Annotated in this window: 11 protein-coding genes; 7 read left to right on the forward strand and 4 right to left on the reverse strand. The window is 73.6% G+C overall.

The features are described 5' to 3' along the window. Window positions 1–26: 26 nt before the first annotated feature. Window positions 27–1025 (reverse strand): 2,3,4,5-tetrahydropyridine-2,6-dicarboxylate N-succinyltransferase, encoded by a 999-nt coding sequence (gene dapD, locus AB0N04_RS18490; protein ID WP_360211622.1) that lies wholly within the window; start codon window positions 1023–1025, stop codon window positions 27–29. A 177-nt stretch (window positions 1026–1202) separates the two neighbouring features. Here dapD and AB0N04_RS18495 point away from each other — a divergent pair, with 177 nt between their 5' ends. The 3 genes from AB0N04_RS18495 (at window position 1203) to argF (ending at window position 6737) form a co-directional block, all read left to right on the forward strand. Further along, window positions 1203–2849 carry a 3' terminal RNA ribose 2'-O-methyltransferase Hen1 gene (locus AB0N04_RS18495; protein ID WP_360211620.1) on the forward strand — a complete coding sequence of 549 codons (1647 nt, stop codon included), beginning with the start codon at window positions 1203–1205 and terminating at the stop codon, window positions 2847–2849. Beyond that, window positions 2846–5545, forward strand: a complete 2700-nt coding sequence (locus AB0N04_RS18500; protein WP_360211618.1) for a polynucleotide kinase-phosphatase — start codon at window positions 2846–2848, stop codon at window positions 5543–5545. Before AB0N04_RS18495 ends, AB0N04_RS18500 begins: the two co-directional genes overlap by 4 nt. A gap of 190 nt (window positions 5546–5735) precedes the next feature. Next, the gene (gene argF / locus AB0N04_RS18505) at window positions 5736–6737 is read left to right on the forward strand and encodes an ornithine carbamoyltransferase (protein WP_360211616.1); all 1002 of its coding nucleotides are present in this window, start codon (window positions 5736–5738) and stop codon (window positions 6735–6737) included. 80 nt (window positions 6738–6817) lie between these two features. Here the strand turns inward: argF and AB0N04_RS18510 are convergent, their stop codons facing one another. From AB0N04_RS18510 to AB0N04_RS18520, 3 genes are all read right to left on the reverse strand, one after another. Next, the gene (locus tag AB0N04_RS18510; protein WP_360211614.1) at window positions 6818–7351 is read right to left on the reverse strand and encodes a superoxide dismutase family protein; all 534 of its coding nucleotides are present in this window, start codon (window positions 7349–7351) and stop codon (window positions 6818–6820) included. A 65-nt stretch (window positions 7352–7416) separates the two neighbouring features. Continuing rightward, entirely contained in the window at window positions 7417–7821 is a 405-nt protein-coding gene (locus AB0N04_RS18515) for a type II toxin-antitoxin system VapC family toxin (RefSeq protein ID WP_360211612.1), read from the reverse strand. Window positions 7822–7916: 95 nt separating this feature from the next. Beyond that, window positions 7917–8264, reverse strand: a complete 348-nt coding sequence (locus AB0N04_RS18520; protein ID WP_360211610.1) for a hypothetical protein — start codon at window positions 8262–8264, stop codon at window positions 7917–7919. 29 nt (window positions 8265–8293) lie between these two features. Here AB0N04_RS18520 and AB0N04_RS18525 point away from each other — a divergent pair, with 29 nt between their 5' ends. The 4 genes from AB0N04_RS18525 (at window position 8294) to AB0N04_RS18540 (ending at window position 13831) form a co-directional block, all read left to right on the forward strand. Next, window positions 8294–9331, forward strand: a complete 1038-nt coding sequence (locus AB0N04_RS18525) for a hypothetical protein (protein ID WP_360211608.1) — start codon at window positions 8294–8296, stop codon at window positions 9329–9331. Continuing rightward, window positions 9328–9483 (forward strand): hypothetical protein, encoded by a 156-nt coding sequence (locus AB0N04_RS18530; protein ID WP_360211606.1) that lies wholly within the window; start codon window positions 9328–9330, stop codon window positions 9481–9483. Before AB0N04_RS18525 ends, AB0N04_RS18530 begins: the two co-directional genes overlap by 4 nt. 222 nt (window positions 9484–9705) lie before the next feature. Continuing rightward, window positions 9706–12351, forward strand: coding sequence for an aconitate hydratase AcnA (acnA, locus tag AB0N04_RS18535; protein ID WP_360211604.1), 2646 nt, complete (start codon window positions 9706–9708; stop codon window positions 12349–12351). 163 nt (window positions 12352–12514) lie between these two features. Further along, window positions 12515–13831 carry a glycoside hydrolase family 18 protein gene (locus AB0N04_RS18540; protein ID WP_360211602.1) on the forward strand — a complete coding sequence of 439 codons (1317 nt, stop codon included), beginning with the start codon at window positions 12515–12517 and terminating at the stop codon, window positions 13829–13831. The last annotated feature ends 59 nt before the right edge of the window (window positions 13832–13890 follow it).

Below are 13890 nucleotides of genomic sequence, written 5' to 3' on the forward strand. Positions count from 1 at the left end.
GGCCCCCGACGGCGTGCGCCCGCGGGTCAGTTGTGGGCGTGCAGGTCGGCGTTCAGGCCGCCCCAGGAGCCGGAGCGGGCGATGACCTCGACGGCGCCGGTCTGCGAGTTGCGGCGGAACAGCAGGTTGTCCTGACCGGACAGTTCGACGGCCTTGGCCACCGTGCCGTCCGGGGTGGTGACCCGGGTGCCGGCGGTCACGTAGAGGCCGGCCTCGACGACGCAGTCGTTGCCGAGCGAGATGCCGATGCCGGCGTTGGCGCCGAGCAGGCAGCGCTGCCCGACCGAGACGACCTGCTTGCCGCCGCCGGAGAGGGTGCCCATGATCGAGGCGCCGCCGCCGATGTCGCTGTGGTCGCCCACGACGACACCCGCGCTGATCCGGCCCTCGACCATGGAGGTGCCGAGGGTGCCGGCGTTGAAGTTGACGAAGCCCTCGTGCATCACGGTGGTGCCGGCGGCCAGGTGGGCACCGAGGCGGACGCGGTCGGCGTGGGCGATGCGCACACCGCTCGGGGCGACGTAGTCGGTCATCCGCGGGAACTTGTCGATGCCGTACACGGCGAGCTGGCCGCCCTGGGCGCGCACCGCGAGACGGGCCTGCTCGACCTGGTCCACCGGGACGGGGCCGATGCTGGTCCAGGCCACGTTGGCGAGCAGACCGAAGATGCCGTCCAGGTTCTGGCCGTGGGGCTGGACCAGACGGTGGCTGAGCAGGTGCAGACGCAGGTAGACGTCGTGGGTGTCGAGCGGCTTCTCGTCGAGCGAGGCGATGGTGGTGCGCACGGCGACCACCTCGACGCCGCGGCGCGCGTCGGCGCGCAGCGCCTCGGCCGCGCCGGCGCCGAGCTCGGCCTCGGCCTGCTCGGCGGTCAGGCGGACGGTGCCGGCCGGGCCCGGCTCGGCGGCCAGGGCCGGGGCGGGGAACCAGGTGTCGAGGACGGTGCCGTCGGCGGCGATGGTGGCCAGACCTGCGGCGACGGCGCCGTTCGGGAGGGAGGTGGATTCAGCAGTCACATCGTGCACGTTAGCCAATGCGGGCCCGGGCTGCCGAACACGCCCATCGTGCGGACACGGCGCCCGGCGGGGGTCGCGGTGGTGCCCGACCGGCCCGACGGGCCGGTCCGGAGGCCGCCGACCAGGCCGCCCGGCGGGTGAAAACCCGGGTGCCGGGCCCCCGCGCGCTCGGCGATACTCGGGCGGGTGTTCATGTCGATCTCCACCACCGGCAGCGCCGGGAGCCCCGCGACCGATCTCGGTTTCCTGCTGCACAAGCACCCGGACAAGGTCCAGCGTTTCGCGACGTCGCACGGCGAGGCGCACGTCTTCTACCCCGAGGCGGGCGACGAGGTCTGCACGGCGGCGCTGCTGCTGGACGTCGACCCGATCGCGCTGGTCCGCCGGGGCCGGGGCAAGGGCCGCGGCGGCTCGCCCGACTTCGCGCTCGCCCAGTACGTCAACGACCGCCCCTACGCGGCGTCCTCGCTGCTCGCGGTGGCGCTGCGGACGGTGTTCCGGTCGGCGATGAAGGGCGACTGTCCGGCCCGGCCCGGGCTGGCGGACCGGCCGCGCCCGCTGCGGATCGAGCTGCCCGCGGTGCCGGCGAACGGTGCGGGGGAGGGCGGCGGCCCGGAGCTGGTGGCCCGGCTGTTCGAGCCGCTGGGCTGGCGGGTCGAGGCGCGGACCGTTCCCCTGGACGAGGCCTTCCCGCAGTGGGGCGGGTCCCGGTACGTGCGGCTCGCGCTGGCCTCGGAGTCGGTGCGGCTGGCCGACGCCCTGCAGCAGCTGTACGTCCTGCTGCCGGTGCTGGACGGTGCCAAGCACTACTGGGTCGCCCCGGACGAGGTGGACAAGCTGCTCGCCGCGGGCGAGGGCTGGCTGGCGGACCACCCGGAGCGCGCCCTGATCGCCCGCCGCTACCTGTCCCGGCGCTGGTCGCTGACCCGCGCGGCAATGGAGCGCCTGGAGCTGGCCCGGCTCGCGGAGGCGGACGACCGCACCCCCGAGGAGGTCGACAACGCGGTCGACGACCGCCCGCTGGAGGAGGACCGCCCGGACAGCGGGGAGCGGCCGGGGGGCCGCTTCGGGGAGCGGCCCGGGGTGTCCGGGCCCCTCACCGGCGAGGCCGTGGACCCGACCGTGGTGCCGGACGGCCCGAAGCCGCCGTCGCTCGCCGAGCAGCGGCGTGCCGCGATCCTGCTGGCCCTGCGCGAGACGGGCGCGACCAGGGTGGCGGACCTCGGCTGTGGCCAGGGCGAGCTGGTCGGCGAGCTGCTGAAGGACGCCCGCTTCACGGCGGTCCTCGGCCTGGACGTGTCCGCGCGGGCGCTGCAGGCGGCGGCCCGCCGCCTGCGGCTGGACCGGCTGCCGGAGCGGCAGGCCGCCCGGGTGACGCTGGAACAGGGCGCCCTGACCTACACGGACGCCCGGCTGAAGGGCTTCGACGCGGCGGTGCTGTGCGAGGTGATCGAGCACCTGGACCTGCCGCGGCTGCCCGCGCTGGAGTACGCGGTGTTCGGGGCGGCCCGGCCCGGTGCGGTGGTCGTGACGACGCCGAACGTCGAGTACAACGTGCGCTGGGAGAGCCTGCCGGCGGGCGCGGTCCGGCACGCCGACCACCGCTTCGAGTGGTCCAGGGCCGAGTTCCGCGGCTGGGCCGAGCGGGTCGCGGCCACGTACGGGTACGCGGTGGAGCTGCGCCCGGTCGGCCCGGAGGACGGGGAGGTCGGTGCGCCGACCCAGCTGGCGCTCTTCCGGATCGCCCCCGGCGCCCCCGACGCTCCCGCCCTGCCCGGCACCCCCGCCCTGCCCGGCACCCCCACCACGCCCGAAGGAGGCGATCCCCGATGACCGACGAAGCCACCGACGGAAGGACCGAAGGAGCCGGAGAGGGGACGGCCGCCCGCCGTCTCCCCGTCACCGACGTCTCCCTGGTCGTCCTGATCGGCACCAGCGGCTCGGGCAAGTCGACCTTCGCCCGGCGCCACTTCCTGCCCACGCAGGTGGTCTCCTCCGACTTCTGCCGCGGTCTGGTCGCCGACGACGAGAACGACCAGTCCGCCTCCGGCGACGCCTTCGACGTCCTCCACTACGTCGTCGGCAAGCGCCTCGCGGCCGGTCGGCTGACCGTGGTGGACGCCACCAACGTGCAGCCGGAGGCGCGGCGACGGCTGGTGCAGCTCGCCCGCGACCACGACGTGCTGCCGATCGCGATCGTGCTGGACGTCCCGCCCGGGGTGTGCGCGGAACGCAACCGCAGCCGTCCGGACCGCCGGCTGGCGGCGCACGTCGTCCCCCGCCAGCACCGCGAGCTGCGCCGCTCGCTCAAGGGTCTGGAGCGCGAGGGCTTCCGCAAGGTGCACGTCCTGCGCGGTGCGGCCGAGGTGGCGTCGGCCGGGATCGAGCTGGAGAAGCGCTACAACGACCTGCGCCACCTGACCGGCCCGTTCGACATCGTCGGCGACATCCACGGCTGCCGTTCCGAGCTGGAGACCCTGCTGACCCGTCTCGGCTACACGCTGACCCGGGACGCCCGGGGCCGCCCGGTGGACGCGGTGCCCCCGGCGGGCCGCACCGCCGTGTTCGTCGGGGACCTGGTCGACCGCGGCCCGGACACGCCGGGTGTGCTGCGCCTGGTGATGGGGATGGTCGCGGCCGGGCACGCGCTCTGCGTGCCCGGAAACCACGAGAACAAGCTGGGCCGCGCGCTGGACGGCAAGAAGGTCACCGTCGCCCACGGCCTGCAGGAGTCGCTGGACCAGCTGGCCGGGGAGTCCGAGGAGTTCCGGGCCGAGGTGCGGGAGTTCATGCGCGGTCTGGTCAGCCACTACCTGCTGGACGGCGGGGCGCTGGTGGTCTGCCACGCCGGTCTGCCGGAGCGCTACCACGGCCGCAACTCCGGCCGGGTCCGCTCGCACGCGCTGTACGGGGAGACCACCGGCGAGACCGACGAGTTCGGGCTGCCGGTGCGCTACCCCTGGGCGGAGGAGTACCGCGGCCGGGCGCTGGTGGTGTACGGCCACACCCCGGTGCCGACGGCGGGTTTCGTCAACAACACCCTCTGCCTGGACACCGGCTGCGTGTTCGGCGGCAGCCTGACGGCCCTGCGCTACCCCGAGCGCGAGGTGGTGGGCGTGCCGGCCGAGCGCGAGTGGTACGCGCCGGTGCGGCCGCTGGTGAGCGACGCGCCGGGCGCCCGCGACGGCCGTCCGCTGGACCTCGCCGACGTGGCGGGCCGGCGCAGCGTCGAGACCGCGCTGCACGGGCGGGTCGCGGTGCGGGAGGAGAACGCCGCCGCGGCGCTGGAGGTGATGAGCCGATTCGCGCTGGACCCGCGGCTGCTCGCCTACCTGCCGCCGACCATGGCGCCGAGCGCGGCCTCCCGCCGGGACGGCCACCTGGAGCACCCGTACGAGGCGTTCGCCGGCTACCGCGCGGACGGCGTGCGGCACCTCGTCTGCGAGGAGAAGCACATGGGCTCGCGCGCGGTGGTGCTGGTGTCGCGGGACGACGGGGAGCTGGAGCGGAGGTTCGGCGTGGCCGGCCCGGGCGCGGTCTGGACCAGGACGGGCCGGGCGTTCCTCGCCGACGAGGAGCTGACCGTCGCGGTGCTGGGCCGGGTGCGGGAGGCCGCCGAGCGGTCGGGTCTCTTCGACGAGCTGGGCACCGGCTGGCTGCTGCTGGACGCCGAGCTGATGCCGTGGTCGCTGAAGGCCGTCGAGCTGCTGCGCCGCCAGTACGCGGCGGTCGGTGCGGCGGCGGGCGCGGCGCTGCCGGAGGCGTTGGCCGCGCTGGAGCGGGCGGCCGGCCGAGGGCTGGACGTGGCGGAGCTGACCGGCCGCCAGCGCCGGCGGGCGGCGGACGCGGAGGCGTTCACCGAGGCGTACCGGCGCTACTGCTGGCCGACCGAGGGCCTGTCGGGCGTCCGGTTGGCGCCGTTCCAGGTGCTGGCCGCGGAGGGGGCTAACCTGGCGGTGCGTCCGCACGACGAGCACCTGGCCTGGATCGACCGGCTGGTGGACGCCGACGAGGCGGCCTGCGGGGACGCGTCCCGGGTGCCGGACGCCGCTGACGGCACCCGCGCGGGGGAGGCCGGGGGCGCCCACGCCGGGGAATCCCGGGAGCCGTTGCTGCGCCGCACCGGCCGCCTGCTGGTGGACACCGCGGACGAGGCCTCGCTGGCCGCCGCCACGGCCTGGTGGGAGGAGCTGACCGCGGCGGGCGGCGAGGGCATGGTGGTCAAGCCGCTGGCCTCGCTGGTGCGCACCGCGCGGGGCGAGGGCCGTCCGGGCGGGCTGGTGCAGCCGGGCGTGAAGGTGCGCGGCCGGGAGTACCTGCGGATCGTCTACGGCCCGGACTACACGGAGTACCTGGACCGCTTGCGCGAGCGGTCGGTGGGGCACAAGCGGTCGCTGGCGCTGCGCGAGTACGCGCTGGGTCTGGAGGCGCTGGACCGGCTGGCGGCCGGTGAGCCGTTGTGGCGGGTGCACGAGCCGGTGTTCGCGGTGCTGGCACTGGAGTCCGAGCCGGTGGATCCGCGCCTGTAGTCCGCCGACGGGGCCGTCCCGGGCGCGGACCGGGCGGACCGGGCGGACTGGTACCGAGGACTGGGCAGACTGGTACGAGGGGGGAGTCCGTCCGGTCTCCCCCCTCGTTCACCCTTGCTTTGTATAGAAATTCTGAACGTCGTATACACTTGCCGCTTTCCCGTACGTCCCGTCGTCCCAGGAGCCCGGTATGGCCTTCAACCTCCGGAACAGGCACTTCCTCAAGGAGCTCGACTTCACGCCCCAGGAGTTCCGCTTCCTGGTGAACCTCGCCGCCGGGCTCAAGGCGGCCAAGTATGCGGGCACCGAGCAGCCCCGGCTGCGCGGGAAGAACATCGCGCTGATCTTCGAGAAGACCTCGACCCGCACCCGCTGCGCCTTCGAGGTGGCCGCCCACGACCAGGGCGCCTCCACCACCTACCTCGACCCGGCCAGCTCGCAGATCGGCCACAAGGAGTCCATCCGGGACACCGCCCGGGTGCTCGGCCGGATGTTCGACGGCATCGAGTACCGCGGCCACGGCCAGGAGGTCGTCGAGGAGCTGGCCGCGCACGCCGGCGTCCCGGTCTGGAACGGCCTCACCGACGAGTGGCACCCGACCCAGATGCTCGCCGACGTGCTCACCATCACCGAGCACACCACCAAGCCGCTCACCGGGGTCGCCCTCGCCTACCTCGGCGACGCCCGCTCCAACATGGGCAACTCGCTGCTGGTCACCGGCGCCCTGCTGGGGATGGACATCCGGATCGTCGCCCCGCGCGCGCTGTGGCCGGCCGAGGAGGTCCGCAAGGCGGCCGAGGCGCTGGCCGGTTCCACCGGCGCCCGGATCACGCTCACCGAGGACGTGGCCGAGGGCGTGGCCGGCGCGGACTTCCTCTACACCGACGTCTGGGTGTCGATGGGCGAGCCCAAGGAGGTCTGGGCCGAGCGGATCGAGCTGCTCAAGCCGTACCAGGTCTCGATGGACACCGTCCGGGCCACCGGCAACCCGGCCGTGAAGTTCCTGCACTGCCTGCCCGCGTTCCACGACCTCGGCACGGTGGTCGGCCGGCAGATGTACGAGGCGACCGGCATGACCGAGCTGGAGTGCACCGACGAGCTGTTCGAGTCGGCGCACTCCGTCGTCTTCGACCAGGCCGAGAACCGCCTGCACACCATCAAGGCGGTCCTGGTCGCCACCCTCGGTTCCTGACGACGCTCAACCCCGCCCCCGCCCCCGGCCCTGGATCCCGTCCCGCCCCGGCCACCCCGGCCCGCGCACGGGCCCGGGGGCTACTTCTCCAGCCTGACGCAGGCCACCCGGTCGCCCGCCGCGTGCGGGCCGGCCGGGGTGCCCGCGTGCAGCACCAGCGAGCGGGCCTGGCCCGCCCGCGGCTGCCAGGCCACCGCGGCCGAGGCGGTGGCGTCGCCCCGCTCGTCGGTGCGCAGCACGAGCCGCAGCTCGTTGCGGTCGTTGGCGTAGGCCGGGTCGGTCGACGGTTGCACCGGGTCGACGGCGTCCTGGTAGTGCGGCCCGGACGAGGCCGGGTCGGCCCCGCAGGCGCCGGTGTGCAGGTGCGCCGGGAACTCGTGTCCGGGCGCGAGCCCGGTGACGGTCACGGTGAGCACGGTGCGTCCGGGCGCCGAGCGGTCGGTGACGACGGTCGCGTGCGAGCCGTACGGCACGAGGTCGTCCGCGTAGCTGACGGCGGCGGGCGGGACGAAGGCCGTCGCCGGGTCGAAGTCGGCCTCGACGAGGGAGACCGGCGACGCGGCGGGGGCGAGCAGGGCGAGCGGCAGCAGCGCGGCGGCGAATGGAGCGGGCATCGGGGGCCTCCCACGGGCAGGACGACGGACACCCTGCTAACGCGGCCGGGCCGCCGAGGGCACCGTCAGGCCCGGTCCGCGGCCCGCCGGATCCCCCGGATCTCGCAGCGCGGCCCGCTGGCGCGCATCAGCCGCAGGTCGGCGGTGACCAGCGGCACCCCGTGGAGCTCGGCGACGGCCACGTACGCGGCGTCGTCCGGGGTGAGGTTGTCCCTGAGCTCCCAGATCCGTGCGAGCAGCGGTGCCACCTCGACCTTGCGGATCGCCAGCCCGGCCAGTTCGCGGGTGAGCTCGGCGACCCGGTCGGCGGTCAGTTCCCTGGCGAGGTAGAGGCCGCGCAGCGACTGCATCACCTCGACGACGACGTGTTCGGGGGCCGTCCAGTCGGGGTCGGCGGCGAGTTCGGCCCGGGCGGCGGCCCCGCGCTCGCCCCCGTCGGCGAGTGCCAGCACCAGTGCGGATGCGTCCACCACGATCATCGGTCGGCCCCCGGCCCGTTCCAGCGCGTCTCCGCGGCTACCTGCGGTTCGACGGCCCACCGTACCGACACCCGGCGCCGCGGGCCCTACCGCCCGAGCAGCAGCCCGGCCAGGACGGAGGCGGCGTTGGCCGTGGCGGCGGCGACCCAGGGCAGCGGGCCGCGCACCGACGTCCCGGCGAGCGGCGCCAGCAGGGCGGCCTCGACCGCGCAGACGGCGGCCTCGCCGAGCCCGAAGGCCGTCCAGTACGCTGCGGCGGGCCCGGCGGAGAAGTGCCGCAGGGAGCTCCACAGCAGCGGGTGCGTCGCCAGGTTGACCAGGACGGCGGCGGCCGCCGCCCGGCCGGGGCGGATGCCGCCGGCCCGGGTGAGGGCGGCGGTGTAGACGGGGACCTCGACCAGCAGGGTGAGGCCCAGGGCGAGGGCGTAGGGCACGGCGGGGATCGTGCCACGGGGAGGGGACCATGGCCACCGACGTCGTACCGGGTGCGGGGCCGGCCGCGGTCCCGGCCGTCTGGCCCGCGCCGGGGGCCGCCGCCCGGTTGGGTGCGGCGCCGCTGACGGGTTTCGCGCTGGCGGCCGCCGCGGCGCTGGTGCTGGCGCTGCGGGCGCCGACCGGTCTGGCGGTGCTGGGTCTCGCGGCCTTCGGGCTGCTGCACAACGTCCTGGAGCTGCGCTACGTGGCGGGCCGTTTCGCCGCGGTGCTGGCCGGTCCGCTGCTGCGGCTGCTGCTGGCCCTGGTGACCGGGATCGTGGTCTGCCGCCTGTTGCCGCCCTCGCCGCTCGCGCAGCGGGCGGAGATCCTGCTGGCCTACGGGCTGTTGGCGGCGGCCTGCCAGTACGGGCTGCGCGGCCGGCGGCTGCCGCTGGCGGCGGCCGGGCTGGTGCTGGCGGTCGCGGCCTCGGCGTCGCTGGCGTTCCCGGCGTACCACTTCGTGGTGCTGGCGCACCTGCACAACGTGGTGCCGCTGCTGTTCCTGTGGGAGTGGTCGCGCCGGCTGACCCGGGGGCGCACGGCGTTCCTGGTGCTGCAGGCGGGGTGGGTGCTGGTGGTGCCGGCGCTGCTGCTGGGCGGGGTGCTGGACCGCTGGCTGGCGCGGGGCGCCCAGGGCTGGACGGGCCGGCTGGTGGCGGCCTACACCCCGCCGGCGTGGCTGACGCCGGGGGTGGGCCTGCGCTTCCTGGCGGTGTTCGCCTTCCTGCAGACGATGCACTACGTGGTCTGGGTGTGGTTCCTGCCGCGGTACGCGCCGGAGGCGGCGGAGGGGTTCGACGCCCGGGTGCCGGCGCTGCGCGGCGGGCGGCCCTGGGCGCTGGGCGCTGCGGCGGGCGGGCTGCTGGCGGTGCTCTTCGCGGTGGACTACGCGCAGGGCCGGGCGCTGTACGCGGCGGTGGCCAGTTACCACGCCTATCTGGAGTTCCCGGTGCTGCTGATGCTGGTGCTGGGTCCGGGGACCGTCCGCGGGGGCGGCCCGGTGCGGAACGAGGAGGAGATGGCATGACGACGATCCTGCTGGCCGATGTGGCCCCGTCGCCGACCGGCGGTTCCGGTGGTGAGCTGGTGGCGGTGCTGCTGGTGGCCGCCGCGGTGGTGGCGGGACTCGTCTGGCTGATCAGGCTGGAGCGCCGCCGCCGCGGTCCGGACGGCCGCTGAGCTGCACCGACGTCCGCCCGGGCATGCCTGCGGTGGTGAAGACGGCAGCATGCACTATGGTTTATCTCGACATCGAGATAACTGCCCCTTACGATATATCTCGATATCAAGATACTTACCGAGAGGCGCTCGCCGGCACAGCAGGCAAGGTAAGCCTAAGTAAGGCTGACCTTACCATCCTGACGGCCGGATATAGCACGAAGCACCCAGAAGGAGTCAGTCGTGTCCGCGAACAGCTTCGACGCCCGCAGCTCGCTGCAGGTGGGCGACGAGTCGTACGAGATCTTCAAGCTCTCCGCCGTCGAGGGTTCCGAGCGGCTGCCGTACAGCCTCAAGGTGCTGCTGGAGAACCTGCTCCGCACGGAGGACGGCGCGAACATCACCGCCGACCACATCCGCGCGCTCGGGAACTGGGACGCCGACGCCCAGCCGAGCCAGGAGATCCAGTTCACCCCGGCCCGCGTGATCATGCAGGACTTCACCGGTGTGCCGTGCGTGGTCGACCTCGCCACCATGCGTGAGGCCGTCAAGGAGCTGGGCGGCGACCCGGCCAAGATCAACCCGCTGGCCCCGGCCGAGCTGGTCATCGACCACTCGGTCATCGCCGACAAGTTCGGCACCCCGGACGCCTTCGTCCAGAACGTCGAGATCGAGTACGGCCGCAACAAGGAGCGCTACCAGTTCCTGCGCTGGGGCCAGACCGCGTTCGACGAGTTCAAGGTCGTCCCCCCGGGCACCGGCATCGTCCACCAGGTCAACATCGAGCACCTGGCCCGCACGGTCATGGTCCGCAACGGCCAGGCCTACCCGGACACCTGCGTCGGCACCGACTCGCACACCACCATGGTCAACGGCCTGGGCGTGCTGGGCTGGGGCGTCGGCGGCATCGAGGCCGAGGCCGCGATGCTCGGCCAGCCGGTCTCCATGCTGATCCCGCGCGTGGTGGGCTTCAAGCTGAACGGCCAGCTGCCGGCCGGCACCACCGCCACCGACCTCGTGCTCACCATCACCGAGATGCTGCGCAAGCACGGTGTGGTCGGCAAGTTCGTCGAGTTCTACGGCGAGGGCGTCACCGCGATCCCGCTGGCCAACCGCGCCACCATCGGCAACATGTCGCCGGAGTTCGGCTCGACCTGTGCGATCTTCCCGATCGACGCCGAGACCATCAACTACCTGAAGCTCACCGGCCGCGACGAGCAGCAGCTCGCCCTGGTCGAGGCGTACGCCAAGGAGCAGGGCCTCTGGCACGACCCGTCGGTCGAGCCGGTCTACTCCGAGTACCTGGAGCTGGACGTCTCCACCGTCGTCCCGTCGATCTCCGGCCCGAAGCGCCCGCAGGACCGCGTGATCCTGGCCGAGGCCGCCGCCCGGTTCGCCGAGGCGCTGCCGACCTACGCCGCCGAGGCCTCGAAGCCGACCGCCGTCACCGCCCCCGACGGCTCGACCTACGAGATCGACAACGGCGCGGTCGTGATCGCCTCGATCACCTCCTGCACCAACACCTCCAACCCCTCCGTCATGCTGGGCGCCGCCCTGCTGGCGAAGAAGGCCGTGGAGAAGGGCCTGCGCGTCAAGCCCTGGGTCAAGACCACCCTGGCGCCCGGCTCCAAGGTCGTCATGGACTACTACGAGAAGGCCGGCCTGCTCCCGTACATGGAGAAGCTGGGCTTCAACCTGGTCGGCTACGGCTGCGTCACCTGCATCGGCAACTCGGGCCCGCTGCCCGAGGAGGTCTCGGCCGCCGTCAACGAGGCCGACCTCGCCGTCGTCTCGGTGCTCTCCGGCAACCGCAACTTCGAGGGCCGGATCAACCCGGACGTCAAGATGAACTACCTGGCCTCCCCGCCGCTGGTGGTCGCCTACGCCCTCGCCGGCAACATGAACGTCGACATCACCCGCGACGCCCTGGGCCAGGACGCCGACGGCAACGACGTGTTCCTCGCCGACATCTGGCCGTCCGAGCAGGAGGTCGCCGAGGTCGTCGCCGGCTCCATCGACGAGGCCATGTTCGACAAGGGCTACCAGGACGTCTTCGCCGGCGACCACCGCTGGCAGTCGCTGCCCGTCCCGACCGGCAACACCTTCGAGTGGGACGCCGAGTCCACCTACGTCCGCAAGCCCCCGTACTTCGAGGGCATGGCCAAGACCCCGAGCCCGGTGACCGACATCGCCGGTGCCCGCGTCCTGGCCAAGCTGGGCGACTCGGTCACCACCGACCACATCTCCCCGGCCGGCAACATCAAGCCGGGCACCCCGGCGGCGCAGTACCTCACCGAGCACGGTGTGGAGAAGCGTGACTTCAACTCCTACGGCTCGCGCCGTGGCAACCACGAGGTCATGATCCGCGGCACCTTCGCCAACATCCGTCTGCGCAACCAGATCGCGGAGGGCACCGAGGGCGGCTACACCCGCGACTTCACCCAGGCCGACGCGCCGGTGTCGTTCATCTACGACGCCTCGCAGAACTACCAGGCCGCCGGCATCCCGCTGGTCGTGCTGGCGGGCAAGGAGTACGGCTCCGGCTCGTCCCGCGACTGGGCGGCCAAGGGCACCGCGCTGCTCGGCGTCAAGGCCGTCATCGCCGAGTCCTACGAGCGCATCCACCGCTCGAACCTGATCGGCATGGGCGTCCTCCCGCTGCAGTTCCCGGAGGGCCAGAACGCCGACAGCCTGGGCCTGACCGGCGAGGAGACGTTCTCCTTCACCGGCGTGACCGAGCTGAACGAGGGCCGCACCCCGAAGACCGTCCGGGTCACCGCCGGCGACGTCACCTTCGACGCGGTCGTCCGCATCGACACCCCCGGTGAGGCGGACTACTACCGCAACGGCGGCATCCTGCAGTACGTGCTGCGCTCGCTGATCGGCTGAGCACCCCGCCAGGCCTGAGGGGCCGGACCGCACCACGCGGTCCGGCCCCTTCTGCATGCCGCGTCTCCCGGCCCCGCCCCTTGTGCGGTGCGCCCGTCATGGACTAAACCTCTATGCCAGCTGGTCCAGACCAATTGACGCCGATTCAGAGAACAGGTCCGGTATGCCCACTCGCGCCTCAGCCCTGCTCGCCGCCGCCACCGTCGCCGCGCTGCTCGCCGCCCCCGCCACCGCCAACGCCGCCGAAGCCCACCAGGGCCCGAAGCTGAAGGGCCAGCGCGTCGGCTACTTCACGCAGTGGGGCGCCGACAGCTCCGCCAAGCGGGTCCAGGAGTCCGGCCAGGCCGGGAAGCTCACCGTCGTCAACTACGCCTTCGGCAACGTCTCCGCCGACGGCACCTGCTACGAGACCGACGCCCCCGGCCAGGGCGACGCCCACAACGACTACCAGCGCGCCTTCTCCGCCGCCGACTCGGTGGACGGCGTGGCCGACACCCCCGGCCAGCGGCTCAAGGGCCACTTCAACCAGCTGCGCAAGCTCAAGGCGAAGAACCCGCAGCTGCGCACCGTCATCTCGCTCGGCGGCTGGAGCTGGTCCAAGTACTTCTCCGACGCGGCCGCCACCGACGCCGCCCGCAAGAAGTTCGTCTCCTCCTGCATCGACCTCTACCTCAAGGGCGACCTGCCCGTCCTGCCGGGCTCCCCGGAGGGCGGCGCCGGCGCGGCCGCGGGCGTCTTCGACGGCATCGACATCGACTGGGAGTACCCCGGTGGCGGCGGGGACCCGGGCAACGTGGTCCGCCCCGAGGACGGGCGCAACTACACCCTGCTGATGCAGGAGTTCCGCCGCCAGCTCGACGAACTCGGCGCCAGGGGCGGCAAGCACGGCAAGCACTACCTGCTGACCGCCGCCGTCGCCGCCAACGAGACCGTCGCCGACCGGCTCGAACTGCCCGCGCTGAGCGACTCCGTGGACTGGCTCAACGTGATGACCTACGACCTGCACGGCCCCTGGGAGGGCACGGGCCCGGCCAACCACCAGGCCAACCTGTACTCCGACCCGACCGACCCCGAGCCGCGCCGGCGCAGCGCCGACGCCGCCGTCGTGCACTACCAGGAGCGCGGCCTGCCGTCCGAGCAGACGGTGCTCGGCGCCCCGCTGTACGGCCACGGCTGGACGGGCGTCGCGGCCGGCGCGCGCGGCGGCCTCTACCAGAGCGCCACCGCCGCCGCCCCCGACCGCTCCTACAAGGAGGTCAACGCCCTGCCCGGCAAGGTCTACTGGGACCGCGACCACGGCGCGTCGTGGAAGTACGACGGCTCCACCTTCTACAGCTACGACACCGCCGAGGTGCTCACCCAGAAGGCCCGGTACGTCCGCCGGAACGACCTGGGCGGCGTGATGGTCTGGTCGCTGGACGGCGACGACGCCCAGGGCAGCGCCATCGCCGCCCTGGACCGCGGCCTGCGCCGCGGCTGACCACGGGCCGGGGTGCGCGCAGGGGCCCGCCGTGCGGACACGGCGGGCCCCTCGCAGCT

Origin of the sequence: Kitasatospora sp. NPDC051702 (assembly GCF_040681575.1) — a bacterium.
Lineage (GTDB): Bacteria > Actinomycetota > Actinomycetes > Streptomycetales > Streptomycetaceae > Kitasatospora.

Bases quoted from the DNA above. Each gene is read 5' to 3' on its own strand.
- AB0N04_RS18500 (WP_360211618.1), top strand. From the start codon at position 2,846: ATGACCGACGAAGCCACCGACGGAAGGACCGAAGGAGCCGGAGAGGGG.
- argF (WP_360211616.1), top strand. From the start codon at position 5,736: ATGGCCTTCAACCTCCGGAACAGGCACTTCCTCAAGGAGCTCGACTTC.
- AB0N04_RS18510 (WP_360211614.1), bottom strand. From the start codon at position 7,351: ATGCCCGCTCCATTCGCCGCCGCGCTGCTGCCGCTCGCCCTGCTCGCC.
- AB0N04_RS18525 (WP_360211608.1), top strand. From the start codon at position 8,294: ATGGCCACCGACGTCGTACCGGGTGCGGGGCCGGCCGCGGTCCCGGCC.
- AB0N04_RS18530 (WP_360211606.1), top strand. From the start codon at position 9,328: ATGACGACGATCCTGCTGGCCGATGTGGCCCCGTCGCCGACCGGCGGT.
- AB0N04_RS18540 (WP_360211602.1), top strand. From the start codon at position 12,515: ATGCCCACTCGCGCCTCAGCCCTGCTCGCCGCCGCCACCGTCGCCGCG.